The organism is Dactylosporangium sp. CS-047395 (assembly GCF_050942185.1).
Classification (GTDB): domain Bacteria; phylum Actinomycetota; class Actinomycetes; order Mycobacteriales; family Micromonosporaceae; genus Dactylosporangium.
The window spans coordinates 3936562-3958492 of record NZ_CP192015.1; the positions used below are offsets into that span (position 1 = coordinate 3936562).

General features: G+C 71.3%; 26 protein-coding genes. 14 read left to right on the forward strand and 12 right to left on the reverse strand.

What is annotated here, in order from left to right; all coding sequences use genetic code 11:
- The first annotated feature begins 16 nt into the window (after positions 1-16).
- The 6 genes from ACQP00_RS18475 (at position 17) to ACQP00_RS18500 (ending at position 4832) form a co-directional block, all read left to right on the forward strand.
- Positions 17-1189: a hypothetical protein gene (locus tag ACQP00_RS18475; protein WP_433220672.1), complete on the forward strand. Its 1173-nt coding sequence runs from the start codon at positions 17-19 to the stop codon at positions 1187-1189.
- Between the two features lie 17 nt (positions 1190-1206).
- Positions 1207-1950, forward strand: coding sequence for a hypothetical protein (locus ACQP00_RS18480; RefSeq protein ID WP_433220674.1), 744 nt, complete (start codon positions 1207-1209; stop codon positions 1948-1950).
- Positions 1947-2987, forward strand: coding sequence for a hypothetical protein (locus ACQP00_RS18485; protein ID WP_433220676.1), 1041 nt, complete (start codon positions 1947-1949; stop codon positions 2985-2987). Before ACQP00_RS18480 ends, ACQP00_RS18485 begins: the two co-directional genes overlap by 4 nt.
- A gap of 26 nt (positions 2988-3013) precedes the next feature.
- Positions 3014-3232, forward strand: a complete 219-nt coding sequence (locus ACQP00_RS18490) for a hypothetical protein (RefSeq protein ID WP_433220678.1) — start codon at positions 3014-3016, stop codon at positions 3230-3232.
- A 408-nt stretch (positions 3233-3640) separates the two neighbouring features.
- Complete coding sequence (locus ACQP00_RS18495; protein WP_433220680.1) at positions 3641-4195, forward strand: SMI1/KNR4 family protein; 555 nt, start codon at positions 3641-3643, stop codon at positions 4193-4195.
- A gap of 58 nt (positions 4196-4253) precedes the next feature.
- Positions 4254-4832, forward strand: coding sequence for a maleylpyruvate isomerase family mycothiol-dependent enzyme (locus tag ACQP00_RS18500; RefSeq protein WP_433220682.1), 579 nt, complete (start codon positions 4254-4256; stop codon positions 4830-4832).
- Positions 4833-4887: 55 nt separating this feature from the next.
- Here the strand turns inward: ACQP00_RS18500 and ACQP00_RS18505 are convergent, their stop codons facing one another.
- Together ACQP00_RS18505 and ACQP00_RS18510 are read right to left on the reverse strand one after the other, a co-directional pair.
- On the reverse strand, positions 4888-5439 hold the full coding sequence (locus tag ACQP00_RS18505) for a TetR/AcrR family transcriptional regulator (protein WP_433220684.1): 552 nt from the start codon (positions 5437-5439) through the stop codon (positions 4888-4890).
- A 53-nt stretch (positions 5440-5492) separates the two neighbouring features.
- Positions 5493-6590, reverse strand: coding sequence for an FAD-dependent oxidoreductase (locus ACQP00_RS18510; RefSeq protein ID WP_433220686.1), 1098 nt, complete (start codon positions 6588-6590; stop codon positions 5493-5495).
- 23 nt (positions 6591-6613) lie between these two features.
- On the opposite strand from ACQP00_RS18510, the gene ACQP00_RS18515 reads away from it, so the two are divergent.
- Positions 6614-7468, forward strand: a complete 855-nt coding sequence (locus ACQP00_RS18515) for a TetR/AcrR family transcriptional regulator (RefSeq protein WP_433220688.1) — start codon at positions 6614-6616, stop codon at positions 7466-7468.
- Here the strand turns inward: ACQP00_RS18515 and ACQP00_RS18520 are convergent.
- Complete coding sequence (locus ACQP00_RS18520) at positions 7461-7631, reverse strand: hypothetical protein (RefSeq protein ID WP_433220690.1); 171 nt, start codon at positions 7629-7631, stop codon at positions 7461-7463. The genes ACQP00_RS18515 and ACQP00_RS18520 overlap by 8 nt on opposite strands.
- Before the next feature lie 58 nt (positions 7632-7689).
- Between ACQP00_RS18520 and ACQP00_RS18525 the strand changes: the two genes are divergently transcribed.
- Entirely contained in the window at positions 7690-10203 is a 2514-nt protein-coding gene (locus tag ACQP00_RS18525; RefSeq protein WP_433220692.1) for a LamG-like jellyroll fold domain-containing protein, read from the forward strand.
- Positions 10204-10331: 128 nt separating this feature from the next.
- Positions 10332-10682 carry a hypothetical protein gene (locus ACQP00_RS18530; protein ID WP_433220694.1) on the forward strand — a complete coding sequence of 117 codons (351 nt, stop codon included), beginning with the start codon at positions 10332-10334 and terminating at the stop codon, positions 10680-10682.
- Positions 10683-11078: 396 nt separating this feature from the next.
- Here the strand turns inward: ACQP00_RS18530 and ACQP00_RS18535 are convergent, their stop codons facing one another.
- The 5 genes from ACQP00_RS18535 to ACQP00_RS18555 form a co-directional block, all read right to left on the reverse strand.
- On the reverse strand, positions 11079-11528 hold the full coding sequence (locus ACQP00_RS18535; RefSeq protein WP_433220696.1) for a hypothetical protein: 450 nt from the start codon (positions 11526-11528) through the stop codon (positions 11079-11081).
- 506 nt (positions 11529-12034) lie between these two features.
- On the reverse strand, positions 12035-13282 hold the full coding sequence (locus ACQP00_RS18540; protein ID WP_433220698.1) for an RNA polymerase sigma factor: 1248 nt from the start codon (positions 13280-13282) through the stop codon (positions 12035-12037).
- Positions 13279-13620, reverse strand: a complete 342-nt coding sequence (locus ACQP00_RS18545; protein ID WP_433220700.1) for a YciI family protein — start codon at positions 13618-13620, stop codon at positions 13279-13281. The genes ACQP00_RS18540 and ACQP00_RS18545 overlap by 4 nt, the downstream gene beginning before the upstream one ends.
- Before the next feature lie 72 nt (positions 13621-13692).
- The gene (locus ACQP00_RS18550; RefSeq protein WP_433220702.1) at positions 13693-14220 is read right to left on the reverse strand and encodes a YdeI/OmpD-associated family protein; all 528 of its coding nucleotides are present in this window, start codon (positions 14218-14220) and stop codon (positions 13693-13695) included.
- Positions 14217-14603 (reverse strand): VOC family protein, encoded by a 387-nt coding sequence (locus ACQP00_RS18555; RefSeq protein WP_433220704.1) that lies wholly within the window; start codon positions 14601-14603, stop codon positions 14217-14219. Before ACQP00_RS18555 ends, ACQP00_RS18550 begins: the two co-directional genes overlap by 4 nt.
- 41 nt (positions 14604-14644) lie before the next feature.
- Here ACQP00_RS18555 and ACQP00_RS18560 point away from each other — a divergent pair, with 41 nt between their 5' ends.
- From ACQP00_RS18560 to ACQP00_RS18570, 3 genes are all read left to right on the forward strand, one after another.
- Positions 14645-15598, forward strand: a complete 954-nt coding sequence (locus ACQP00_RS18560) for a helix-turn-helix transcriptional regulator (protein WP_433220706.1) — start codon at positions 14645-14647, stop codon at positions 15596-15598.
- Positions 15599-15877: 279 nt separating this feature from the next.
- Positions 15878-16921 carry an oxygenase MpaB family protein gene (locus ACQP00_RS18565; RefSeq protein WP_433220708.1) on the forward strand — a complete coding sequence of 348 codons (1044 nt, stop codon included), beginning with the start codon at positions 15878-15880 and terminating at the stop codon, positions 16919-16921.
- On the forward strand, positions 16909-17436 hold the full coding sequence (locus ACQP00_RS18570; RefSeq protein ID WP_433220710.1) for a GNAT family N-acetyltransferase: 528 nt from the start codon (positions 16909-16911) through the stop codon (positions 17434-17436). The genes ACQP00_RS18565 and ACQP00_RS18570 overlap by 13 nt, the downstream gene beginning before the upstream one ends.
- Here ACQP00_RS18570 and ACQP00_RS18575 read toward each other — a convergent pair.
- Complete coding sequence (locus tag ACQP00_RS18575) at positions 17420-18739, reverse strand: condensation domain-containing protein (RefSeq protein WP_433220712.1); 1320 nt, start codon at positions 18737-18739, stop codon at positions 17420-17422. The two genes, ACQP00_RS18570 and ACQP00_RS18575, sit on opposite strands and share 17 nt — an antisense overlap.
- A 165-nt stretch (positions 18740-18904) precedes the next feature.
- Here ACQP00_RS18575 and ACQP00_RS18580 point away from each other — a divergent pair, with 165 nt between their 5' ends.
- Positions 18905-19375 carry a hypothetical protein gene (locus tag ACQP00_RS18580; RefSeq protein WP_433220714.1) on the forward strand — a complete coding sequence of 157 codons (471 nt, stop codon included), beginning with the start codon at positions 18905-18907 and terminating at the stop codon, positions 19373-19375.
- A 70-nt stretch (positions 19376-19445) separates the two neighbouring features.
- Here the strand turns inward: ACQP00_RS18580 and ACQP00_RS18585 are convergent, their stop codons facing one another.
- The 3 genes from ACQP00_RS18585 to ACQP00_RS18595 are packed head-to-tail and all read right to left on the reverse strand — an operon-like array spanning position 19446 to position 21306.
- Positions 19446-19763: a DUF3349 domain-containing protein gene (locus ACQP00_RS18585; protein ID WP_433220716.1), complete on the reverse strand. Its 318-nt coding sequence runs from the start codon at positions 19761-19763 to the stop codon at positions 19446-19448.
- An 8-nt stretch (positions 19764-19771) separates the two neighbouring features.
- On the reverse strand, positions 19772-20086 hold the full coding sequence (locus ACQP00_RS18590; protein ID WP_433220718.1) for a hypothetical protein: 315 nt from the start codon (positions 20084-20086) through the stop codon (positions 19772-19774).
- Positions 20086-21306: an inorganic phosphate transporter gene (locus ACQP00_RS18595; RefSeq protein WP_433220720.1), complete on the reverse strand. Its 1221-nt coding sequence runs from the start codon at positions 21304-21306 to the stop codon at positions 20086-20088. Before ACQP00_RS18595 ends, ACQP00_RS18590 begins: the two co-directional genes overlap by 1 nt.
- Before the next feature lie 195 nt (positions 21307-21501).
- On the opposite strand from ACQP00_RS18595, the gene ACQP00_RS18600 reads away from it, so the two are divergent.
- A complete protein-coding gene (locus ACQP00_RS18600) occupies positions 21502-21885 on the forward strand; it encodes a MerR family transcriptional regulator (protein ID WP_433220722.1) in 384 nt (127 codons plus the stop codon).
- The last annotated feature ends 46 nt before the right edge of the window (positions 21886-21931 follow it).

Here is a 21931-nt window from a genome sequence, read left to right on the forward strand (position 1 = left end):
GCGCATACTGCCAATCATGAGGTCGGGACCCGCGCTGGACGAGGTGCCCTGGGCCGACCTGCACGGCGCCGACGGCCCGTCGACGCGCGTGCCCGAGCTGCTGCGGGCGTTGCGGGACCCGGATCCGGCCGTACGCGAACCGGCGCACAGCGACCTGGCGAGCCACATCTGCGGCCAGAGCGTGTGGCAGGTCGCCGCGGCGACGGTGCCGTTCCTGGTCGAGCTGGTCGACGACCCGGCGACACCCGACCGGCCGTGGGTGCTGGCGACCCTGGCCAACGCGTCGCTCGGCCGGCGCGACGCCGGCGACCTCCCGTTCTCCGCCGAGGCCGCCTATCCGCTGGCCGACGGGCTGACGGACGAGCAGGAGCGGCAGCAGACCGCGTGGCTCTACGACGACCAGCACGAGGTGGAGCTCGACGACCCGTACTTCTGGGACCGCTACCTCAGCGACCGCTGGTCCTACCGCGCGTACCAGGCGTGCGTGGCCCGCCTCGACGCCGTCGTCCGCTGGGTCGCCGACCCCGACGGCGAGGTGGTCACCCGCGCGGCCGCCCTGCTCGCCTGGTTCCCGGTCACCGAGCCGATCCTGGACGCCCTGCTCGCCGCCGGCGCGCCGGGTCGCGCCTCGGCGAATCTCGCCCTGGCCGTCGTCGGCGTCCGCGACCGCCGCATCGAGCAGCGGCTCCACGAGGGCCTGGCCTCCGCGGACCCCACGGTCGCGCTGACGGCGGCCGCCGCCCTGGCGTACCGCAACGGCCGGCACGTGCCCGTCACCGTGCGCCGGATGCTGGCCGCGTGCACCGAGCCGCCGACGGAGCCGCTGGCCGGCTGGGACGACTGCGCACTGCCCGATTACCGCGCGCTGCCCCACTTCGTCACGACCGCGCAGGCGCGGGCCGACGGCGGCGGCGACCGGGCGTGGACCCTGAACGTGTACTTCGCACCCCACGCGCCGGCGGACGTCGACCGCATCGCGGCCGCGGTGGCTCGGCAGGACGCGATGACCGTGTCGTCGCTCAGCTACTCCGAACCGTACCGGGTCGTGGAGCTGACGACCCGGCCCATGGCCCGGGATGAGGCCCTGGCCCGGCTCGGCGCGCTGCTGCCCGGGCTCGACCTGCCCGAATCGGCCCGCGTTCACGTCGCAGAGACCGATGAGGTGTTCCGGCTCGCGGACATTTCCTGACGCGCTATTCCGCGGTCGTGCTGCGTGCCTTCAATTCGGCCCATGCGGTGCTCGGCCTCATCGACGGATTGAAACTCCGGCGTTTCATGGACGGGGTCCGGGAGGAGGCGTCGGAGGAGGATTTCGAATACCAGCTGCGTGCGCTGCTCAGCAGTCTGACGCGGCTGCATCGACCGGTGCACCTGGTCGTCACCAAATGGGACCTGCTCAACGGGTACCGGCTCGAAAAAGTCATCGAACGCCTCATGGAAATCGAGCCCTTCCAGCGTTTCGCCGATTTTCACATCGACAACGGCGTCCCTTGCCGCCTGATTCCGGTCAGCGCGGTCGGCCCCGGCTACGCGGACCACGACGGGACGGCGATGGTGCGCCGCGAGGGCAAGCTCCTGGAGCCACTGAATGTCGAGATGCCGCTGGCCTGTGCGCTGACCCCCGAGGATCACGTCCTGATCCGCGAGAGCGAGGCCGGCGACAGCGCCCTGGGGCGGTTGGTGGCGAGGCTGGCGGCGTCGCCGTTCCGATTGACGGTCGCGTTCCCGTTCGTCTCGGTCGGCATCGGCGGTGCGGAGACGAGCCCGTCGCCGGACACGCAGCGGGGCACCGGTGCGCCGTCCGCGGTTTCGTGGCTCTATCCGCGATCGCATGGCAAGACTGCCAGCAACTACTTTGCCAACCTCACCGTCGCGCTGGACAGGAGCACGGAGTTCGGTGCCTGCCGGCTCGACCGGCACAAGCGGCGCGACCGGTCGGCCGCGTCGTGAGTGGCGGCGGGCCGGCCGCGTGGCCGTACGCGGTCGGGTCGTCGCGGCGGCATGACTTCCGGACCGTGCTGCGGCCGGGGTTCGAGCCGGCGGAGCGGCTCGCCTCGGTGCTCGAAGCGGCCACCAACGGCCACGCGCTGACCGAGGCCGCGCTGACGCCGGGGCGGGTGGTGATCCGGGAGGTCGAGGATGCCGCGCTCGCGCCGCTGACGCTGGTGTACTGGATCGTCGCCGCCCGCGGTGCGGACTTCGGCGTCGGCGGGGACGAACAGCTCCGCGACGCGGCCGGGCGGACGATCGAGGTCCGCGAGGGCCTCGCCGTGCGCGACAGCGCGGAGCACGTGCGGGCGGCCGGCATCACCCGGGCCGACATCGGCGAGGCGCATCGCCAGGTGCGGGACGCGTACGCCGCGTTCTGGTCCGCCACCGGCCCGTTCCCGCCGCCCGCCTCGCGGCCGATCCGGCTCGGTGCGCACGGGGCGGCGGCGGCCGAGCCGTTGCAGCACTGCGAGCCGTACCGGCCGCCCGAGCCGCCCGACGACCCGGTCCCGCCTGTCCGGGCGCGGCGCGGGTTCTCCGTCGCGGTCGTCGCGCTCGTCGTGCTGGCCGCCGTCGCGGGCGGGCTCGCCGGTTGGGCCGCCCGCGGCGCGCCGCCGCCTCCGCCACCGGTCGCGATCCCGAGCGCGTCGTCGTCCCCATCGCCGTCGCCGTCGCCGTCGCCCAGTCCGGCGGCGCGACCCGCGAGCGGTCCGTTCGAGCTCGTGGCCGCGGTGTGTGAGGCCGTACGGAGCCGCGACTTCCGCACGGTTCACGAGTGGCTGACCGTGGACTATCGGCAACGCCTGGCGGAGGAGGAACTGGCGGGGGTTGTGGTGGGCACAGGCGGTACAAACGCGGCTTGTATCAAGGCCTCCGTGCAGGACCGCACGGGCTCCGTCACGGTTGTCGCCGGCGCCGTGACCAGGGTGCTGCTGCTCAAGATCGAGCCGACCGAGGCGGGGGCGTGGGAGATCGCCGACATCGCGGTCGGCGGTTGACCCGGCGGGCGGGTGAGGCCAGGCTGATGGTGCGATCGGAGGTGGTCGGCATGCTCAGCGTCGTGCAGTACCTCGCGCTGGGCGTCGCGGCGCTCATGGTGGCCGGGATCGTGGCGGTGATGGTGCTGGCCCGCGGTACCGGCGAGGACATCACCGGGGTCGCCGCGCCCGCGCTGCTGCTGGCGGTGCTGTCGCTGGCCGTGGCGATCGGCGCCGGCATCAGGCGACGGAGACGCATCGGTTGAGACCTTGTGGCACCATTTTCGGCATGGACGACTGGGTATCGATCGCGTCGTACGAGAACCTGCCGGGCTGCCCGCGCCCCGCGGCGGCCGTGCGGGGCTGACTGCGCGAGCGGGGCATCGACTGGATGCCCATTGACGCCGATGACATTCGCATCAACCTGTGCTGTGGGCCGGACCCCGCGCTTGGGCGTTGGCGCGGCTTCTTCGACATCCGGGTCGCGCCCGAGCCGTTGCGGCGCCTGGGTCTGCATCCGGACCAGCCGACCGCGCGCATCGTGGGACCGTCCCCGCCGGCCTGGTGGCACGCGGAGGCCGAACGCACCTGGCACCGCCGGCCCGACGCCGCGGCCGAACCCCGGCCTCGACGCCGATGGCGCCGCGGCTGACCCCGGCGGCGATGATGTGACCATGACCGACTATGGACCCCTGCTGGCCCGCATCGCGGCGCGGGCCGCCGAGGACGATCCGACGCTGCCGCTCGATGAACGGCCCGCCCCGTTGCGGGCCGAGGACATCGCGGCGGTCGAGCGTGAGCTCGGGTTTCCGCTGCATCCGCTGCTCGCCGCGGTCTACGGCGGCTTCGCCAACGGCGGGTTCGGGCCCGACTACCAGCTGCTCAGCCTGGTGTCGGGGCCGACCGACGAGCAGGCCGTCGACGTGTACCGCGCCAACCGCACCGACGGCGCCGGAACCGAGTGGGCCTGGCCCGAGGGCGTCCTGCCGATCCTGAGCTGGGGGTGCGGCATGTACGCGTGCGTCGACTGCCGTACCGACGAGGGCATGGTCCTGTTGTTCGAGCCCAACCCCGGTGTGCCGGAGCTGGCCTGGTACGTCGACGCGCCGAGTCTGGAGTCCTGGTTCGACGGTTACGTCAACCGTACCGGCTGGTGGGACCGGCTCGAGGACGGCGACGAGCCCGACATGCCGCCGTGGCCCGAGTTCAGGACCCGAGCGGCGCGATGAGTTCGGGGCGTCCCGTTCGTACACCTCAAGGAAACCTCATGAGGTGAAGGAGCGGGACGTGACCGATGACGACATCCGGGCGGCCGTGGCGGGGGAGCGGGCCGACCTCGCGGACATGCTGGCCGGGCTGACACCCGAGCAGTGGGACGCGCCGACGTTGTGTGCGGGCTGGCGGGTGCGCGAAGTGGTGGCGCACACGACGCAGCCGTTCCGTTCGAGTGCGCTCAAAGTAGCGTTCGAACTTTTGCGCTCGGGCGGGTTCAATCGCATGGCCGATCGCACCGCCCGGCGGGACGCGGCGCGGATGAGCAGTGCGCAACTGCTCGCGGCGGTGCGGGACAACATCGCGCACCCGTGGACGCCACCCGGCGGCGGGCCGGTCGGGGCGCTGTCCCACGAGGTCATCCACGGCCTGGACATCACCGTCGGGCTGGGGCTGGACCGGCGGGTGCCGCTGGATCGGATGGCCATGGTGCTGGGCGGGATGAGCCCGCGCAACATCGCGTTCTTCGGCGTCGACCTGACCGGGAAGCGCCTGGAGGCCACCGACCTCGACTGGCACTACGGCACCGGCGAACCGGTCCGGGCGCCCGCCCAGGACCTGCTCCTCATGGCCTGCGGCCGGCACCTGCCGTGAGTGGCCCGCGGCGAGCGCCGGCCGCTCATGGCGTGCGGCGGCCGGTGCCCGCTGTTCACGGCGTGCGGCGGCCGGTGCCTGCCGTGAGGCCGTCGAGGATCAGGTCGAGCATCGGCTGCGACCGGTCCTCGGGCAGCGCGGCGGCCCGCCACAGTGCGCCGGTGAGCTGCAGGAAGTCGCGTGGATCGGCGTCGGGGCGGATGGCGCCGGCCGCCTTGCCCGCGTCGAGCAGCCGGGTGATGGCGCCGATCACCGGGCCGTACGAGCGTTCGGTGATCGACTGGTGCAGCCCGGGACTGAGCGCGTCGCCGAGGCCGTGCTTGCGCCTCATGGCGTCGACGAGCTCGGTCGTCCACCCGCGCAGCGCTTCCACGGGCGGATGGGACTCGAGGTACGCCGGTACTGCGTCGATGAGCCGGTCGAGGTCGAGCTGGTAGACGGCCAGCACGAGCGCCTCGCGGGTCGGGTAGTTGCGGTACAGCGTGCCCGGCCCGACCCCGGCCCGCTGGGCGATCTGGTTCATCGAGGTGCCGCCGTCCTCCGCCAGCGCCTGCCGCGCCACCTCGAGGATGCGGGCCCGGTTCTCCCGCGCGTCCGCCCGTACCATTGCGTCGTCCTTTTCTGGAGAACTCTCCGGATAGCGTATCCTACGAGGACCGATCAGCCGGGCCCGGCCGTGAAGAAGCGCGTGACGTCCTCGGCCGCGGTCGGCGACAGCATCATCGCCTGCACGCGGGCCGACATCTCGCCGATCTCGCGCGCCCGCTCGAACATCGCCGCCTCGAAGGCCCGGATCGCCGCGTCCGCATCGCCGGGATTCGCGGCCAGCGCGGCGGCGAGTTCGGCGGCGTCGAGCATGGCCTGGTTCGCGCCCTCGCCGACCGGCGGCATGAGGTGCGCGGCGTCGCCGATGAGCGTGACGCCCGGGCGGTGCTCCCAGCGGAGCCCGATCGGCAGCGCCTCGATCCGCCGCGGCACCGGCTCGCCGTCGGCCGCCTCGATGAGCGCGGTCAGGCGGGCATCCCAGCCATCGAACAACTGCAAAAGCGCTTCTCGTGTACCGACTGTGTATACCTCCTCGCGCATGGACACCCCGACCCGGATGGTGCCGTCGCCCAGGCGTTGCGCGGCCAGGATCTGGTTCACGCCGATGTACCACAGGTTCCCCGGCCCGACCAGCTCCGCGACGGCCGGGTGGCGGCGGTCGGCGTCGGCGATGCTCAGCTCGACCAGCGTGGCCACATAGGACGGTCGCGCGTCGGTCAGCAGCGACCGCACGATCGACCGTGCTCCATCCGCGCCGACGAGGAGGTCGCAGTCGCTGGTTGGAGTGCCCTCGAACGACAGCTCGAAGCCGCCGCCGTCGCGGGGTGTGACCGCGCGGAGCCGCCGGCCCCACACCACGGTGTCGTCCGGGAGCGAATCGAGCAGCAGATCCCGCAGCGCGTTCCGGTCGATCTCGGGCCGCCCGTCGAAGGAGCCGGGCCGCGGCATGTGATGCACGAGCACCCGCCCCGCCGGGTCCAGGATGCGGTGCTCCTCGCCCTCGGGGCGCGCCTGCGACCGGAACCGCCCGTCGAGACCCGCGGCGGCGAGGGCGTGCTGGCCGGACTCGGGGTGCAGGTCGAGCGAGCCGCCCTGGGAGCGGGCGGACCGGCTCGCCTCCCGCTCGTACACGATGGCCTGGATCCCCTGCCGGTGCAGGATTCGGGCCAGCGTCAACCCGCCGAGCCCGCCGCCCACGATCGCGATGCGCATGCCCTTACCGTACACTGTATTTCGTGGAGACGCCGTACGCTAACGAGCCGGTCTGGGAACGCCCCGAGCCGCAGCCGCGGGCCGCGCCGGTGCCGCTGAACCGCGCGAAGATCGCCGCCGCGGCTGTCCGGCTGGCCGACGACCAGGGGCTGGACGGCCTCTCCGTGCGCAAGCTCGCCGGGGCGCTCGGCGTCGGGCCGATGCGGCTGTACGACTACGTCGCCAACCGCGCCGAGATCCTCGACCTGATGGTGGACGCCGTCTACGCCGAGATCGCCGGTGCCGACGCCGACGCCGACGCCGACGACGGCGCGGACCGGCGGGCCACGGTCCCGAGCGTCAAGCAGGTGGACGCCGTCCACGGCGCGGACCGGCGGCCCACGGTCCCGAGCGTCAAGCAGGTGGACGCCGTCCACGGCGAGACCGCTCAGGTCGGCGACGGCGCGGACTGGCGCGCCACGATTCTGGCCATCAAGCACCGGACCAGGGCGGCCGCGCTGGCCCACGAGTGGTTCGCCGATCTGCTGGGCGGCCGGCCGCACCTCGGCCCCAACGCCCTGGCCGTCGGGGAGGCGACGGCGGCGGCGCTGAGCCGGGCGCCCGGCGTGCGCGACCTCGACGACCTGCAGCGAGCCCTCGGTGTGCTGAACGCCTTCATGATCGGCGCCCTGCGCGCGGAGATCACCGAGCGCCGCACCGCCCGCACCACCGGCACCGAGCTGGCCGCGTGGCAGTCGAGCCTCGGGCCGTACCTGACCCGGATGCTCGACACGGGCCGCTACCCGACCGTCGCCCGCCTGGTCGTCGACGGCGCCCACCTCGACCCCGACGAGACGTTCGCCCGCAACCTGGCGACCGTCCTGCAAGGCATCACCTGATCCGGTACCACCACGACGCCGGTTCGCCGTCCAGTTCCTCGACCTCGCGGGCGGCGCTGCGGCAAACGATTTCCCGCAGTTGCCGAACCGCGGCGATCGCCTCGTGTGTGAATGTGTTCGATTGGAACGTGTTGATCGTCTTCTCTTGACGGTTGCTGAGCATATTTGTTCAGATGAGTGCACTCTCCGCAGCTCCGCCAACGCCGAAGGGGCATTCCACCATGCGAAGACTGGACAGGCGACTTGGCCAATTGCTGGCCGCCGCCGTCGTCACGACGCTCACCATCCCGGCCGGGGCCGCCGCCGCGCCGCCGCCGGACACCTCGCCCACCTGGCACGCCGGCATCCCGCCGCTGGCCACCAAGTGGACCGGCAAGGTCGGACCGGACAACGCGCTGCCGGAGTACCCGCGCCCGCAGCTGACCCGGGACAAGTGGCAGAACCTCAACGGCGTGTGGGAATTCGCCCGCGCCGATGTGAACCAGGCCGTGCCCGCGGGGCAGAGCCTGGGCGAGCGCGTGCTGGTGCCGTACCCCATCGAGTCGGCGCTGTCGGGCATCCAGCGGCACGAGGACCGCATGTGGTACCGGCGGACCTTCACCGTGCCCAAGAACTGGAACGTGGGGTCGGGCCAGCGGCTGCAGCTGCACTTCGGGGCCGTGGACTACGACGCCAGGGTGTACGTCAACGGGGCCCAGGTGGCCACGCACCGCGGCGGGTACGACGGTTTCGACGTCGACGTCACCGACGCGCTGACGGCGAGCGGGCCGCAGGAGCTCATCGTGTGGGCCGAGGACCTCACCGACGCGACGGGCCAGCCGATCGGCAAGCAGCGGCGCACCTCCGACCACGGCATCTTCTACCAGGGCAGTTCCGGCATCTGGCGGACCGTCTGGATGGAACCCGTTCCCGCCGCCTCCATCAGCGGCCTGGCCACCACGCCCGACGTGGCCGGAAGCGCGCTGAAGCTGACCGCGAGCGTCGCCGGCGGGACGAACCTCAAGGTCAAGGCGGTGGCCAAGAACGGCAACAAGGTCGTCGGCACCGTGACGGGAGCGGCGGGGACGGAGTTGCGGCTGCCGGTACCGAATCCGAAGCTCTGGTCGCCGGACAACCCGTTCCTCTATGACCTGCAGGTCAGCCTGCTCGACGGCAACAAGACCGTGGACACCGTCGGCTCCTACTTCGGCATGCGCACCATCGGCACGGCGCCGGGGGCCGACGGCAAGCTGCGGATCACCGTCAACGGCAAGATCCTGTTCAACCTGGCCAACCTGGATCAGGGATTCTGGCCCGACGGCCTGTACACCGCGCCGACCGACGCCGCCCTGAAGTGGGACCTCGAGCAGGACAAGGCGATGGGCTTCAACGCGGTGCGCAAGCACATCAAGGTCGAGCCCGACCGCTGGTACTACTGGGCCGACAAGCTCGGCCTGATGGTCTGGCAGGACATGCCGGCCGCGAACACCGGGCCGATCCCGGAGGCGTGGCGCGGGCAGTTCGAGTCGGAGCTGCACGAGATGGTGCGCGAGCACAGTTCGTTCCCGTCCATTGTGGCCTGGGTGCCGTTCAACGAGGGCTGGGGCGAATGGGACCGCGCCGCCACCGGCCGCATCGCCGACGACGTCAAGGCCCAGGACCCGACCCGCCTGGTCGACGCGCACAGCGGCGTGAACTGCTGCAACTCGCACGGCGACTCCGGGCGCGGCGACGTGATCGATTTCCATCAGTACCTCGGGCCGGCGTCACCGTCGCCGTCGGGCAACCGGGTGGCGATCGACGGCGAGCACGGCGGCTTCGGCCTCAAGACGTCCAACCACATGTGGTTCGGCGACGGGCAGGCGTACGAGATGGAGCCGGACTCGGCCACGCTCACCCGCAAGTACGTGGAGAACCAGGAGGCGGTCATCACCTCGGCCAAGGCCTGCGGCATCAGCGGCTCGATCTACACCCAGATCACCGACGTCGAGGCCGAGCTCAACGGCTTCTTCACCTACGACCGCCAGGTCACCAAGATGGACCTCAAGCAGGTCAAGGCCATCAACCAGAAAATCATCAAGCAGGCCGACGGCTCGGCGAGCAACCTCCCGCAGCCGCCGCCCGGCACCCCCGGCCTCACCGGCGTCGTGTTCTACCCGCTGGACGAGACCGGCGGCACCGTGGCCGCGGACGCGGCCGGCGACAACGACGCGAACCTCGTCGGCGGGGCGGCGTTCGTCGACGCCCACACCGGCAACGGCGTCTCGCTCGACGGCGCGACCCAGTACCTCGACGCAGGCAAGCCGCTGCTGAACACCGCTTCGGACTACTCCGCCGCGGCGTGGGTCAAGCTCGACAAGGCCGACGGCGCCTTCCAGACCGTCGTCAGCCAGGACGGCCCGACCAACAGCGACTTCTACCTGCAGTACTCCGGCGCCGACCAGCGCTTCGCGATGAGCTTCGCGGGCGTGCGGGCCCTGGCCCCGGTCAAGCCGAACGTGGGCCAGTGGTACCACCTCGTCGGCGTCCGCGACACGGTGAAGGGCGAGCTGCGGCTCTACGTCGACGGCGAGCTGGCCGGCACCGCGAGCGCCTGCCTGCCCCAGTCCGCTCCGACCGGCCACACGGTCATCGGCCGCGGCAAGTTCGGCGGCAACCCGGTCGACTACCTCGACGGTACCGTCGACCAGGTGCACCTGTACGACCGCGCACTGAGCGCGGACGAGATCCGGCAGCTGTTCGCCTCGAACACCTGACCCTCGTCCCATGTGGCGGCGGGCCCGTGCTGCGGGCCCGCCGCTGTAGGGCCCGTGCCGCGGGCCCGCCGCTGTCGCGTTCCGGCGCCGGTCTTGCCTGGCACGGCGGGACTTCCGACGATGGCGGGATGTTCTTCCGCCGCCGCAAGTGGGTCAGGACCACCGGACGCGTCATCGACTCGCGGATCCGCACGCTGTACAGCCCGCACAGATCCGGCAACCGCGGCGGCGGCTCGATCACGCTGCACAACTACATCGTCGAGTTCACCGCCCCGAACGGCGAGCGGACCAGACTGGAGATCGAGCAGCACCTGGACACCATCGACGTCGCGATCGGCAGCGAGGTGCCACTGCTCGTGCGCCCGGACGGCACGGAGGCGTCCTTCGACGAGAAGGACCCGCGGATCAACATGATGGCCGTTTACGAGGCCAACCAGCGCGCTGAGGAGGAGCGGTTCCGCAAGCAGCTCGAAGGGTAGGCCCCGTCCTGCCGATCATGCCGGCCGGCGACGGGCCCGGATTCCAACGCCAGGCCGACCCGGATGCTTTGCCAAGGTCGGCCCGGATTTCGTTGCCAAGGTCGGCCCGGCTGCTTTGCCAAGGTCGGCCCGGATCCCAATGCGAAGGCCGGCCCGGATTTGAACGCCACGGCTGGCCCGGCTTCTACGGCTGCCGGCCAGGCCAAGGCGGCCTGCGCAACTCCCGCGAAGGCCGGGTGACAACTCGCGACACCGTGCTGAGCCGGATGCGCGCGTTCGCCGACGTGGCCGAGCGGGAGTCGGTCGTCCTGGTGCACCGGTAACCAGGCCTCGACGGGGCGCACGCAGACGAAATCTGGACTCCGTCTCGGCTCGACATCATCGACTGGACAGGGCTTAGCAGCGGCCGAGCGTGGTCTCCGGCCGCAGCGTCTTCTCGTCGAACAAGAACTCGCGCTCGTCGCCGTTGCCGTTGCGCGTGACGAGGCTGCCGGCGCGCACGGTGACGGCCGCGATGAACAGGCCGTCCTCCTCCCGGGTGCAGCCGAACGAGACCATGTCGCGATCGGCGGTCGCCCCGGGCCGGCGCAGGACCACCTCGGTCAGGCCGTCAATCCGGTAGATGGCCGCTTCGAGCTTGCCATCGGCGGACTCGAACGTCGCCCGTTGCTCGCCCCGGTGCGCCTGCACGGCCGGCTGCTCGTCGCGGGCGGTGAACAGCACAACGGCGGCACCGATCGCCGCGAGCACCGTCAGCGCAACGACAACCAGCGCCGCCCCGGTTCGCCGGCTCTTGCGCTCTTCGTCGTCCGGGGGAGCCTCGCCCAACCACGTCACATCGACCATGCTCGCAGCTCTCCACACCCGCGCGAAACCCGGTGTCCGTTCCGCGAGGCAACTCGACTCTACGCGCCGTCGAGTTGTCTCTACGCGGCATCGAGTTGTCTCTACGCGGTGTCGAGTTGCCTCGTCCGCGGCCATGACCCGCGCTTGACCGAAGTCGCTGGCGGACGGGTGCTCAACTCTCTACGCGGCGTTGAGTTGTCTCTACGCGGTGTCGGGTTGTCTCTATGCGGCGCCGGGTTGTCTCTATGCGGTGTCGAGTTGCCTCGTCGGCGGCCATGACCCGCGCTTGACCGAAGTAGCTGGCGGACGGGTGCTGGACTCTCTACGCGGGGTCGGGTTGTCTCTACGCGGTGTCGAGTTGCCTCGTCCGCAGCCATGACCCGCGCTTGGCCGAAGTCGCTGGAGGACGGGTGCTCGACTCTCTATGCGGCGTTGAGTTGTCTCTACGCAGCGGCGAGTTGTCTCTACGCGGGGTCGGGTTGTCTCTACGCGGGGTTGAGTTGTCTCTAGGCGGTGTCGAGGCGGCGGGTGAGGAACTCGCGCTCGGGCTCGTTCGTGGTCAGGGCGAGCGCCTCGCGGTACGCGGCGGCGGCCTCGGGGTGCCGGCCCAAGCGCTCGAGCAGATCGGCTCGGATGGCCGGCAGGTACTGGTAGCCCGCCAGCCGCTCGTCGTGGGCCAGCACTTCGAGGGCGCGCAAAGCGTGTTCCGGGCCGTGAACGCGTGACATCGGCACGATCCGGTTCAGGGCGACGACGGGCGACGGCCAGATGGTGAGCAGTTCGCCGTACAAGCGCAGCAGTTGCGGCCAGTCGGTCTGCTCGAAGGTGGGCGCCTGTGCGTGCAGGGCGGCGATCGCGGCCTGCAGCGTGTAGCGGCCGGGGCGACCGGCGCGGCCGGGGTGACCAGGGCGACCGGCGCGATCAGGGCGACCGGCGCGCAGGGCGCGGACGATCAGCGTGTCCGCCTCGGCGATCGCCGCCCAGTCCCAGCGTGACCGGTCCTGATCCTCGAGGCGGATCAGCCGGCCGCCGGGGTCGGTGCGCGTGGCGCGGCGCGCGTCGGTGGCGAGCAACAACGCGAGCAGCCCCTGCGTCTCCGGCTCGTCCGGCATCAGCTCGCTCAGCGTGCGCGCCAGATACAACGCGAGGTCGGCGAGGTCATTGCGCAGCAGAGCAGGTCCTGTCGTCGCGGTGTGTCCCGTCGTGTACAGCAAGTGCACGACCTCCAGCACCGCCCGCAAACGGTCGGGAAGGTCGGTTGCGTCCGGCATACGGTACGAGATGCGCGCTTTGGTGATCTTCTTCTTGGCGCGGGTCAGGCGGGCGGCCATGGTCGGCTCCGCGACCAGGAAGGCGCGGGCGAGCTCGGCGGTCGAGACGCCGCAGACGAGGCGCAGGGTCAGGGCCGGTCGGACCTCCGGCGACAGGGCCGGGTGGCAGCAGGTGAAGATCAGGCCCAGCAGGTCGGGCGCGGGTTCCTCGGGCGGCGGCGGGACGGCGAGGAGCGCGAGCTTGGTGCGGTACACCTGCTCGCGGCGGATCCCGTCGATGGCGCGGCGCTTGGCGGCGGTGGTCAGCCAGCCGATCGGGTTGGCCGGGACGCCGTCGACGGGCCAGGTCGCCAAAGCCGACGCGTAGGCCTCCTGGACGCACTCCTCGGCCAGGTCGATGTCGCGGGTGACGCGCACCGCCGCGGCGAGGACCAGGCCCCACCCGCGACGGTGCGCATCGGCGAGCTGTCCGGAAACGCTCACGCCGTCGGGCGCACGTAGCCGCCGGCGACCGGGCGGACCTCGACGGCGCCGCCCATGCGCAGGACCGGGTTGCCGCGGGCGATCCGCAACGCGGCGTCGAGGTCGGGCGCCTCGATGACGTAGAAGCCGGCGATGACCTCCTTGGCGTCGACGAACGGGCCGTCGGTCACCGTGTCGGCGCGCAGTGTGGTCGCGGTCGCCGCGGGTTCCAGCGCGAAGGCCGCCACCAGGCCGCCCGAGGACTCCAGGTCCTGCGCGTGCCGGTCGTGTTCCCGCAGCTCGTCCGAGCCCTCGGGGGCCGAGTCGGCCGCGTGGATGAGCACCGCGTACTGCGCCATGTCGCTCTCCTTCACGATTTCCCGATTGTCGTGCACCCCTTTGTCGAACGCCGGCCGCGCGAATCGACAGCTTCAGGTCAACGATCGCAGGATTCGGGTGAGCGCGGTGGCGCGAGTCTTGTCGGTTCGGGCCTTGAACAGCGGGAGCATGATGGCGTACCGGCTGCTGCGGGACATCGCCCCGAACGTCGCCGCCGCGCGTGGATCGGCCGCGAGCGCGTCGGTCAGGGCGGGCGGGATTTCGGCGTCCGACTGCCGTGGGTACGCGGCCGACCACCGCCCGTCCGTGCGCGCGGCCGCGATCTCGGCGTCGCCGCCGGTGCGCATCCGGCCGGCGGCCTCGAGGGACTCGGCGCGTTGGACGTTGACCTGGGACCAGGGGCTGCCGGGGCGGCGCGGGGAGTACCGCTGCAGAAAATGGCGATTGTCGTGCCGCCGGCGGTGGCTGTCGATCCAGCCGTGACAGAGGGCGATGTCCAGCGCCTCGGCGGCGGTCAGGCCCGGGTGGCCCTTGCGGGCCAGGACCAGCCAGACCTCGCGCTCCGTGGTGCCGGCCAGCCACGCGTCGAAGGTCGGGGCGTCCATCGTCTGCGCGGTCACAGCATCTCCAGGTAGTGCGGGTTGTACATGATCCCCAGCAGGTTGCCGAACGGGTCGAGCACCGTGGCGGTGATGAAGCCCTGGCCGCGGTCCTGCGGCTTGTCGTGCAGAATGGCGCCGAATTCAAGCAATCGGGTGAGCTCGGCCTCGATGTCGTCGACGTGCCAGTACAGGACGGCCCCGACGGCGCCGGTCGGGGTGCCCGGGGCGCGGTAGCGGGCGTCGACCAGGCCCAGCTCGGCCTGGCGGTCGCCGAGCCGCCACTCGGCGTAACCGTCGCGGAGGAAGTACGGTTCGACGCCGGTGACCCGCGTGTACCAGTCGCGCGCGGCGGCGTGGTCGGCGGCGTAGTAGGAGACGGTGGCCATGCCTCGGAATGTCATGCCCCCATCGTCGCGCCGATTGCGGAAGATATCGTTCCTCAATGCTCGTTCGAGTGCTGCAATTGCTGTCGCTCCTGCAACAGCGCCGGGAGTGGACGGGCGCTGAGCTGGCCGCGCGGCTGGAGGTCACCACGCGGACGGTGCGACACGACGTCGACCGGTTGCGCGAGCTCGGGTACCAGGTCGACTCGACGACCGGCCCCGGCGGCGGGTACCGGCTCGCGGCCGGCAACGCGCTGCCACCGCTCGTGCTCGACGACGACGAGGCGGTCGCGGTCGCCGTCGGTCTGCGCGCGGCCGCGGCGGGGAGCGTCGCCGGCATCGAGGACGCGTCGCTGCAGGCTTTGAGCAAGCTCGAACGCACCCTCCCGCGCCGGCTGCGCCCGCGCGTCGACGCCCTGCGCAGCACCACGGTGTCCGCGGCCGGCGGCGGCCCGGTCGTCGACGTCGACACACTCACCACGATCGCCGCGGCCGCGCACGCACACGAGCGGTTGGTGTTCGAATACGCGTCCCACGACGGCGAAACGAGCACCCGCGACGTCGAACCGCACACCCTCGTCTACACCGGCCGCCGCTGGTATCTCCTCGCGTTCGACGGCGACCGCCGCGACTGGCGCACGTTCCGCGCGGACCGGATCACGCCCCTGCCGTTAAAAGGGCCGGTGCGCCATTTTGTACCGCGTGAGCCTCCCGGCGGCGACGCCGCCGCCCACGTGCTGCGGGGCGTGACCGCGGCGCCGTTCCGCTACCGCGCGCGGATCCGTTTCGCCGCCCCGGCCGCGGCGCTCGCCGACTGGAGCACACCGACCTCGGGCCGCCTCACCCCGCTCGGCGACGACGCCTGCGAACTGGCGACCGGCACCGACTCGCTGTTCGACCTCGTGACCTACCTCGGCAAGGTCGGCATTCCGTTCACCGTGCTCGAACCGCCAGAACTGCGCGACTTCCTCCGCGACCTGGCGGGTCGATACTTGAACGCGGCCGCTTTTTAGGCCGCGGTCCGCTTTATAGGGCCGTGCGGTCCGCTTTAAGGCCGCGGTCCGCACGCCAACGCCAGCTGCGGCCGGGTATTTGGGCCGCGGTCCGCATGCAACGTCGGCCGCGGCTGGATGCGGCTGGATGGAGCCGGGTGCTTGGGCCGCGGTCCGCACGCAACGCCAGCCGCGGCCGGATGCGGCTGGATGCCGCTGGATGCGGCCGGGTGTTTGGGCCGCAGTCTGGGCGCAACGCCGGCCGCGGCGGGATGCGGCCGGTTCGTAGAATTCGGGGCCATGCGGGGACGATTCGACAACGCGCGCAGGATCGAGGCGCTCGATCCGGTCGCCGACCACCTGGCGATCCACCGGCTCACGCTCACCGAAGAGTTCCCGTGGGACATGCGCATGGCGTTCAACCTCGCGTTCAACCGCTCGTTCGCCCTGCCGCGGGTCGCCCGTCAGCTGGTCGCGACCGGCGCGATCCTGCGCTCGCCGCGCAAACGGGCGGATGACACGGGCATCATCATGTACGAGATCCTGTTGCACGGCACCGAATCCGCGCGCGGGAAGCTGGCCATCCGCCGGCTCAACGACGCGCACCGCGGCTTCGCACTGGACAACGGCGACAGCATCTACGTCCTCGCCGCGCTGGTAGTCATCCCGATGCGCTGGCTGCGACGGTACGGCTGGCGCCGCCCCACCGCGAACGAACGGGAGGCGGCGGCCGTCTTCTATCGCCGGGTCGGCCGCCTGATGGGCGTGCGCGACCTGCCGGACAGCTTCGGCGATTTCGAGGCGTACCTCGAGCAGTACGAGCGCGCCCAGCTGCACCCCACGCCGGAGGCCGCGCAGATCGAGCGGACGACCCGCGACCTGCTCCGCGGCCGCATCCCGGCCCGGCTGCGGGGTGCGGCGGACGCGCTCATCGGCGCGCTGTACGACGAGCCGCTGCGCGCTGCGTACGACGTGCCACGGCCGCCGCTGTGGGCGCGGGCCGGACTGCACACCGCACTGCGCGTCCGCGCGCTGCTGCTGCGCTTCTTCGCGCGTCCGCGCACGACGCCACTATTCGCCGACGGCATCGTCACCAAGTCCTATCCAGACGGCTACAACCTCGCGCACGTCGGCTCAGGCACGGCAACCGGCGAACCGATCGAGCCCGCGTCGGTACGGTCGGAGGTCCCGGCAACCGGCGAGCCGAACGGGCCGGCATCGGTACGGTCGGAGGTCCCGGCAACCGGCGCACCAGACGAGCCCGCGTCGGTACAAGAGGAGCCCCCCGCAACCGGCGCACCGATCGGGCCGGCGTCGGTACGATCGGAGGAGTGCGGGAGCTGACCACCGACCGGCTGTTGCTACGCGAATGGCGCGACGACGACGCCCCGTTCGTGCTCGACATGTGTTCGCGGTGGGAGGTGCAGCGCTGGATCGGCGCCCGCCCCCGGCTGCTCACCGACCTCGACGACGCCCGGGCCACGATCGCGCGCTGGCGCGGGTACGACGACGGGCGGCACGCCGTCTGGTCGGTCCGGCGCCGGGAGGACGACGTGCCGCTCGGGACGCTGCTGCTCATCGGGATTCTCGCGTCGGGGCCGGACCTGCCGTTGCGGCCGTCGGGCGAGACCGAGATCGGCTGGTACCTGCACCCCGACGCCTGGGGCAACGGGTACGCGACCGAGGCGGCCGCCCGCGTGCTGGGCGAGGGCCTGTTCGACGAGGTCCTCGCGGTGACCTATCCGGAGAACACCGCGTCCCAGGCCGTCTGCGCGCGGATCGGTATGCGCCATCTCGGGCAGACCGACCGGTACTACAACATGACCTGCGAGCTGTTCTCGTTCACGACACCCCGGTAGGCGCGTCCGGGTCCAAGGCCGCCTCGACCGCGACCGCTTCCAGCCCGCGCAGCAGCGCCTCGGCGTCGTCGGGGGCGATCGCGTGCGTGTCGCAGAAAACGATTGCCTGCGTTGCCCCCGGGAGCTCGTCGATGTGCACGATGAGCGGCTCGAACGGCACGTCCTGCTTGGTCGTCCAGGTGAACGTGCCCGTGTGCGCGGCCCGGACGATGTCCTCGTCGCCCGGCACCGGCGCGCCCGCGAGCGCGGCGTCGTCGCGGCGGTCGTTGAAGTAGGACGGCAGCTGCAATCCCGGGCGGTCGGCGGTGACCCGTTCGATCAGGGCGTCCAGTCCCGCCGGGTCGTAATACGCGTGTTTGTACGTGCTGAGCGCCGACCTTCGAGCCCGCTCGAACGCCTCGGCGAAGGTGAGGCCGGCGATGTCGAGGCGGCACAGACCGTACTGGGCGAGCATGCACACGATCCGGTCCAGCCCGGGACGGAAACGGTTGTTCACCATGGGGCGCACGACGACCGGATTGAGGCCGGTGACCCGGGCGAGGGCGATCGCGAACACGGCGAGCAACACGGGCGCGGCGGGAACGCCGGTCCGGGCCGTGACCGAGCGCAGGGCCATGCTGAGCGCCGGCGACTGGAACTCGCCGCGCCAGTGCCGGGGCGACTGGGGTGCGCGCGACTGCGGGTACCGTCGAAGCGGCATTTCGCGCAGGATCGCCTCCCAGTGCCGCAGCGCCATCGTGTGCTGCCGCTGCCCGGGTGCGGAGGCCTGCCATCGGGCCTGCTCCAGGGGCTGCAGGTCGGGCACCGGCGTCTCGGGGCGCTTGTCGAGCTCCTCGAGCAGCACGCCGGCGCCGAACGCGTCGGTCACGAGGTGGCACATGACCACGACGAGATGTGTGAACGCGCCGTTCTGGCGCACCACGGCCATGCGGATCGGCCAGTCGCGCTCGAAGTCGTACGGGTCCTCCTGCAGCTTCAGCCGCGTCCGCTCGGCCAGCGCCGCGGGGTCCTCGCCGGCGGCCGCGTCGACGATGTCGAGCGCGACCTCGCCGCGGTCGGCCACCACCTGCAGCGGGCCGGCGCCGTCACGGAACCGCAGCCGGGTGCGGGCGGTGGGGAAGCGGCTCATGAGGTACCGCAGCCGGTCCCGCACCTCGTCGAGCGTGGTTCCCTCGGGCAGCGGGCCCCACGCCCCGTTCGGAATCCAGGACTCCTGCCGCACCATCGCGCGCCAGATGTCCTGCTGGCCCCAGGAGAGCTCGCCCTCCCCGGCCCCGTCCCCCGCGAACGCCACGTCGGTCATCCGGACCACCCCTCCACGCCCATCGGCGACACCGGATGTAACCACGCCGCCGATCTTGACCACATCGGTTCGCCGACCGATGTTCTTCCTGTGCATCCGGAGCACGGCGCGGGCCGGCGCCGGGCTAGGGTGACGATCGGCATCGGGCGGAAAAAGGGGGAGACCGTGACGATCTGGCCGCCGCCGGAGCGCATCGCCATCGATCACGACGATTACCACGCCAAGCACATCGGCCATACGAGCGACGGCCGCCAGTTCTTCCTCACCACCCCGTTCCGCCCGGGCTTCGGCGGGGACGCCGGCGAGGAGTTCGTCGCGCTGTATCTGTTCGATCCGGACGGACAACTGCTCGAAGCGCGCATCGACACGTTCGGCCCGCGCGGCACGATGGACCTCGCGGCCCGAACGGCCACCTACGAGCAGCGGCTGCGGGAACTCGGCGACGTGACGTATGACCGGATCGAGATCGCACCGTTCACCGTCGAACGGTTCGGCACCGCGTTCGGGCTCATCCCGCGCGACGACGAGGACGACGAGGACGACGAGGACGGCGACATCGACTGGTACGTCGAGCTGCACCCCGGCAACTACATGGCCTTCGCGCCGCCGTGGGACAGCGGGGAGTACGACACCTGAGGCGGCACCGCACACCGTGAAACGGCCCGGCGACGCCGAAGCGCGCCGGGCCGTTGCAGGCAGGAAAGCGTCAGTCCTCGTGCGGCGGATCGGCCAGCGGCCAGCCGCCGGCGGCGAGGTGCGCCGACACCCGCACGACGTCCTCGGGAGTCGCGTTCTGCAACACCTCTTCCTTCACCATCGCCTCGATGTCCTCGGTGGTGATGGGGTCGCCCGGGTTCGACTGGCCGGCCAGTTCACGGGCGATCTTGCGTACCTCGTCCTCGCTGAGCTTGCGCCGCAGGATGCCGAGCAGCGCCACGTAGTCCTGGCGCGGCACGCCGGTCGGGTACCCGGCCCGCAGCCAGTCAACGGCGCGGACCAGGAAGTTGGAGCGGGAGTCGCTCACGGAGCCCCCTACTTCTTGTCGACGATGGTCGGGAAGACGTGCTCGAAGCTCAGCATCTTGCCGAAGCCGCTGGCCACGATGTAGGTGATGCCCAGCGCGACGCCGAGCAGCACCACGACGAAGCACACCCAGCCCAGGACCGTGCCGATCGGGTTGGCCTTGGCGACGGTACCGTCATCCGTGACCTCGGCGCTGCCGCCCGCGCCCCAGGCGAGCGAGCGCACGCCGAGCGCGAACAGGGTCGGCAGGCCGGCGCCCAGCAGCAGGCCGACGAGCAGGACCTTCCAGGCGGCCTGGAGCGCGAACTGCAGATTCTGCGACATCAGGCAGTCACCTCGGTCTTGAGCTCGTCCCGCTGGTTCGGGTTTTCCCACTCGTCGTTGACGTTGTTGTGGTCGATCGGCTTCTTGCGCGAGTGCCAGTACATGTACCCGGCGAGCGCGACGAGGATCAGGAAGACCACGACGGCGCCGGCCAGGCCGCCGATGAGGTTGCCGATGAACCACATGACGGCGCCGACGATCGCCGCCGCGGGCAGCGTGATCAGCCAGGCGAGGATCATGCGGCCGGCCACGGACCAGCGGACCTGCGCGCCGGGCTTGCCGACGCCGGTACCGAGGATGGAGCCCGTCGCGACGTGCGTGGTCGACAGCGCGAAGCCGAGGTGGCTGGAGACCAGGATGACCGCGGCGGACGAGGCCTCGGCGGCCATGCCCTGCGGCGGGGCGATCTCGACGAGGCCCTTGCCGAGCGTGCGGATGATCCGCCAGCCGCCGAGGTAGGTGCCCAGCGCGATGGCGAGCGCGCAGGCGGCCTTGACCCAGAACGGGATGTTCTTGGTGTCGGTCCAGTCGCCGGTCGCGATCAGCGCGAGGGTGATCACACCCATCGTCTTTTGGGCGTCGTTGGTACCGTGCGCGAGCGACACCAGCGACGCCGAGCCGATCTGGCCCCAGCGGAAGCCGTTGTCGGTGAACCGCTGCGCGACGCCGACGACCACTTTGTAGATCAGCCAGGTCCCGACCGCCGCGATGACGCCCGCGATGATCGGCGACATGACCGCGGGGAGCAGGACCTTGCCGACGAGCCCGTCGAGCTTGGTGCCGTTGCCGTTCCAGTTGACCCCGGCCCAGCCCAGGCCCGCGATCGTCGCGCCCACCAGGCCGCCGAACAGCGCGTGCGACGAACTGGACGGCAGACCGAGCAGCCAGGTCAGCAGGTTCCAGACGATCCCGCCGACCAGGCCGGCGAGAACGATGAGCAGGAGGGCGAATCCGCCGCCTTCGAGCAGGTTCGCCTTCGGTGTGCCGTCGGAGTTCTGGATCTTCACCACCGCGTTGGTGACGGTGAGCGCGACTTCGACACTGAGGAACGCGCCGATGAGATTCAGGATGCCCGACAGCAGCACAGCGGTCTTCGGCCGCAGCGCCTTCGTGGCGATGGACGTGGCCATCGCGTTGGCCGTGTCGTGGAAGCCGTTGGTGAAGTCGAACCCGAGGGCGGTCACGATCACCAGGACAAGCACCACGGTGGTTTCTGTCACGCTTTGATCGTCGCGCTTCTTGCCTGGTGGCAACAGCGCTCAGGAGCTTCCTCGGAAAAGTTCGACCGCTGTCAACCTTCTGCTTGCCTGACCTTCTCATCCTTCGCTGGTCAAGGAAGGGTTGAAATCGGTCACCATGGTTATGACAGGTATATGACGGGCACCTGCCGGCCCGCTTGCTTGTACAACTGAGGGATGACATACACCCCGGGTGAGACGGCGGAGCGCACCGGCTTCTCGCTCGACACGCTGCGGTACTACGAGCGCATCGGCCTGCTCGACAGCGTCGACCGCAACGCCGGCGGCCAGCGCGTCTTCACCGACGACGACCTGACCTGGCTGGGCATCCTGCGCTGCCTGCGCGACACGGGCATGCCGATCGCCCGCATGCTGCGCTATGCCGAACTGGCCCGCGGCGGCGACGCCACCTTCGCCGAGCGCGCGGAGCTCCTCGAAGAACACGACCGCGACATCGAGTCCAAGATCGCCGCCCTGCGCGACGAGCAGGAACGCATCCGGGAAAAGATCAGCTGGTACCGCACCCAGCTCGACCTGACCCACCAGACGCTCACCGGCTGACCCTCCGGCCTCACATCGCTCCGGACGCGACTGTGCGCCTTTGTGC

What these genes read in the sequence shown, in the direction of transcription:
- ACQP00_RS18475 (WP_433220672.1), top strand. Translation starts at nt 17, where the DNA reads ATGAGGTCGGGACCCGCGCTGGACGAGGTGCCCTGGGCCGACCTGCAC.
- ACQP00_RS18490 (WP_433220678.1), top strand. Translation starts at nt 3,014, where the DNA reads ATGGTGCGATCGGAGGTGGTCGGCATGCTCAGCGTCGTGCAGTACCTC.
- ACQP00_RS18495 (WP_433220680.1), top strand. Translation starts at nt 3,641, where the DNA reads ATGACCGACTATGGACCCCTGCTGGCCCGCATCGCGGCGCGGGCCGCC.
- ACQP00_RS18505 (WP_433220684.1), bottom strand. Translation starts at nt 5,439, where the DNA reads ATGGTACGGGCGGACGCGCGGGAGAACCGGGCCCGCATCCTCGAGGTG.
- ACQP00_RS18510 (WP_433220686.1), bottom strand. Translation starts at nt 6,590, where the DNA reads ATGCGCATCGCGATCGTGGGCGGCGGGCTCGGCGGGTTGACGCTGGCC.
- ACQP00_RS18520 (WP_433220690.1), bottom strand. Translation starts at nt 7,631, where the DNA reads ATGCTCAGCAACCGTCAAGAGAAGACGATCAACACGTTCCAATCGAAC.
- ACQP00_RS18525 (WP_433220692.1), top strand. Translation starts at nt 7,690, where the DNA reads ATGCGAAGACTGGACAGGCGACTTGGCCAATTGCTGGCCGCCGCCGTC.
- ACQP00_RS18530 (WP_433220694.1), top strand. Translation starts at nt 10,332, where the DNA reads ATGTTCTTCCGCCGCCGCAAGTGGGTCAGGACCACCGGACGCGTCATC.
- ACQP00_RS18535 (WP_433220696.1), bottom strand. Translation starts at nt 11,528, where the DNA reads ATGGTCGATGTGACGTGGTTGGGCGAGGCTCCCCCGGACGACGAAGAG.
- ACQP00_RS18545 (WP_433220700.1), bottom strand. Translation starts at nt 13,620, where the DNA reads ATGGCGCAGTACGCGGTGCTCATCCACGCGGCCGACTCGGCCCCCGAG.
- ACQP00_RS18555 (WP_433220704.1), bottom strand. Translation starts at nt 14,603, where the DNA reads ATGACATTCCGAGGCATGGCCACCGTCTCCTACTACGCCGCCGACCAC.
- ACQP00_RS18560 (WP_433220706.1), top strand. Translation starts at nt 14,645, where the DNA reads ATGCTCGTTCGAGTGCTGCAATTGCTGTCGCTCCTGCAACAGCGCCGG.
- ACQP00_RS18565 (WP_433220708.1), top strand. Translation starts at nt 15,878, where the DNA reads ATGCGGGGACGATTCGACAACGCGCGCAGGATCGAGGCGCTCGATCCG.
- ACQP00_RS18575 (WP_433220712.1), bottom strand. Translation starts at nt 18,739, where the DNA reads ATGACCGACGTGGCGTTCGCGGGGGACGGGGCCGGGGAGGGCGAGCTC.
- ACQP00_RS18590 (WP_433220718.1), bottom strand. Translation starts at nt 20,086, where the DNA reads ATGTCGCAGAATCTGCAGTTCGCGCTCCAGGCCGCCTGGAAGGTCCTG.
- ACQP00_RS18600 (WP_433220722.1), top strand. Translation starts at nt 21,502, where the DNA reads ATGACATACACCCCGGGTGAGACGGCGGAGCGCACCGGCTTCTCGCTC.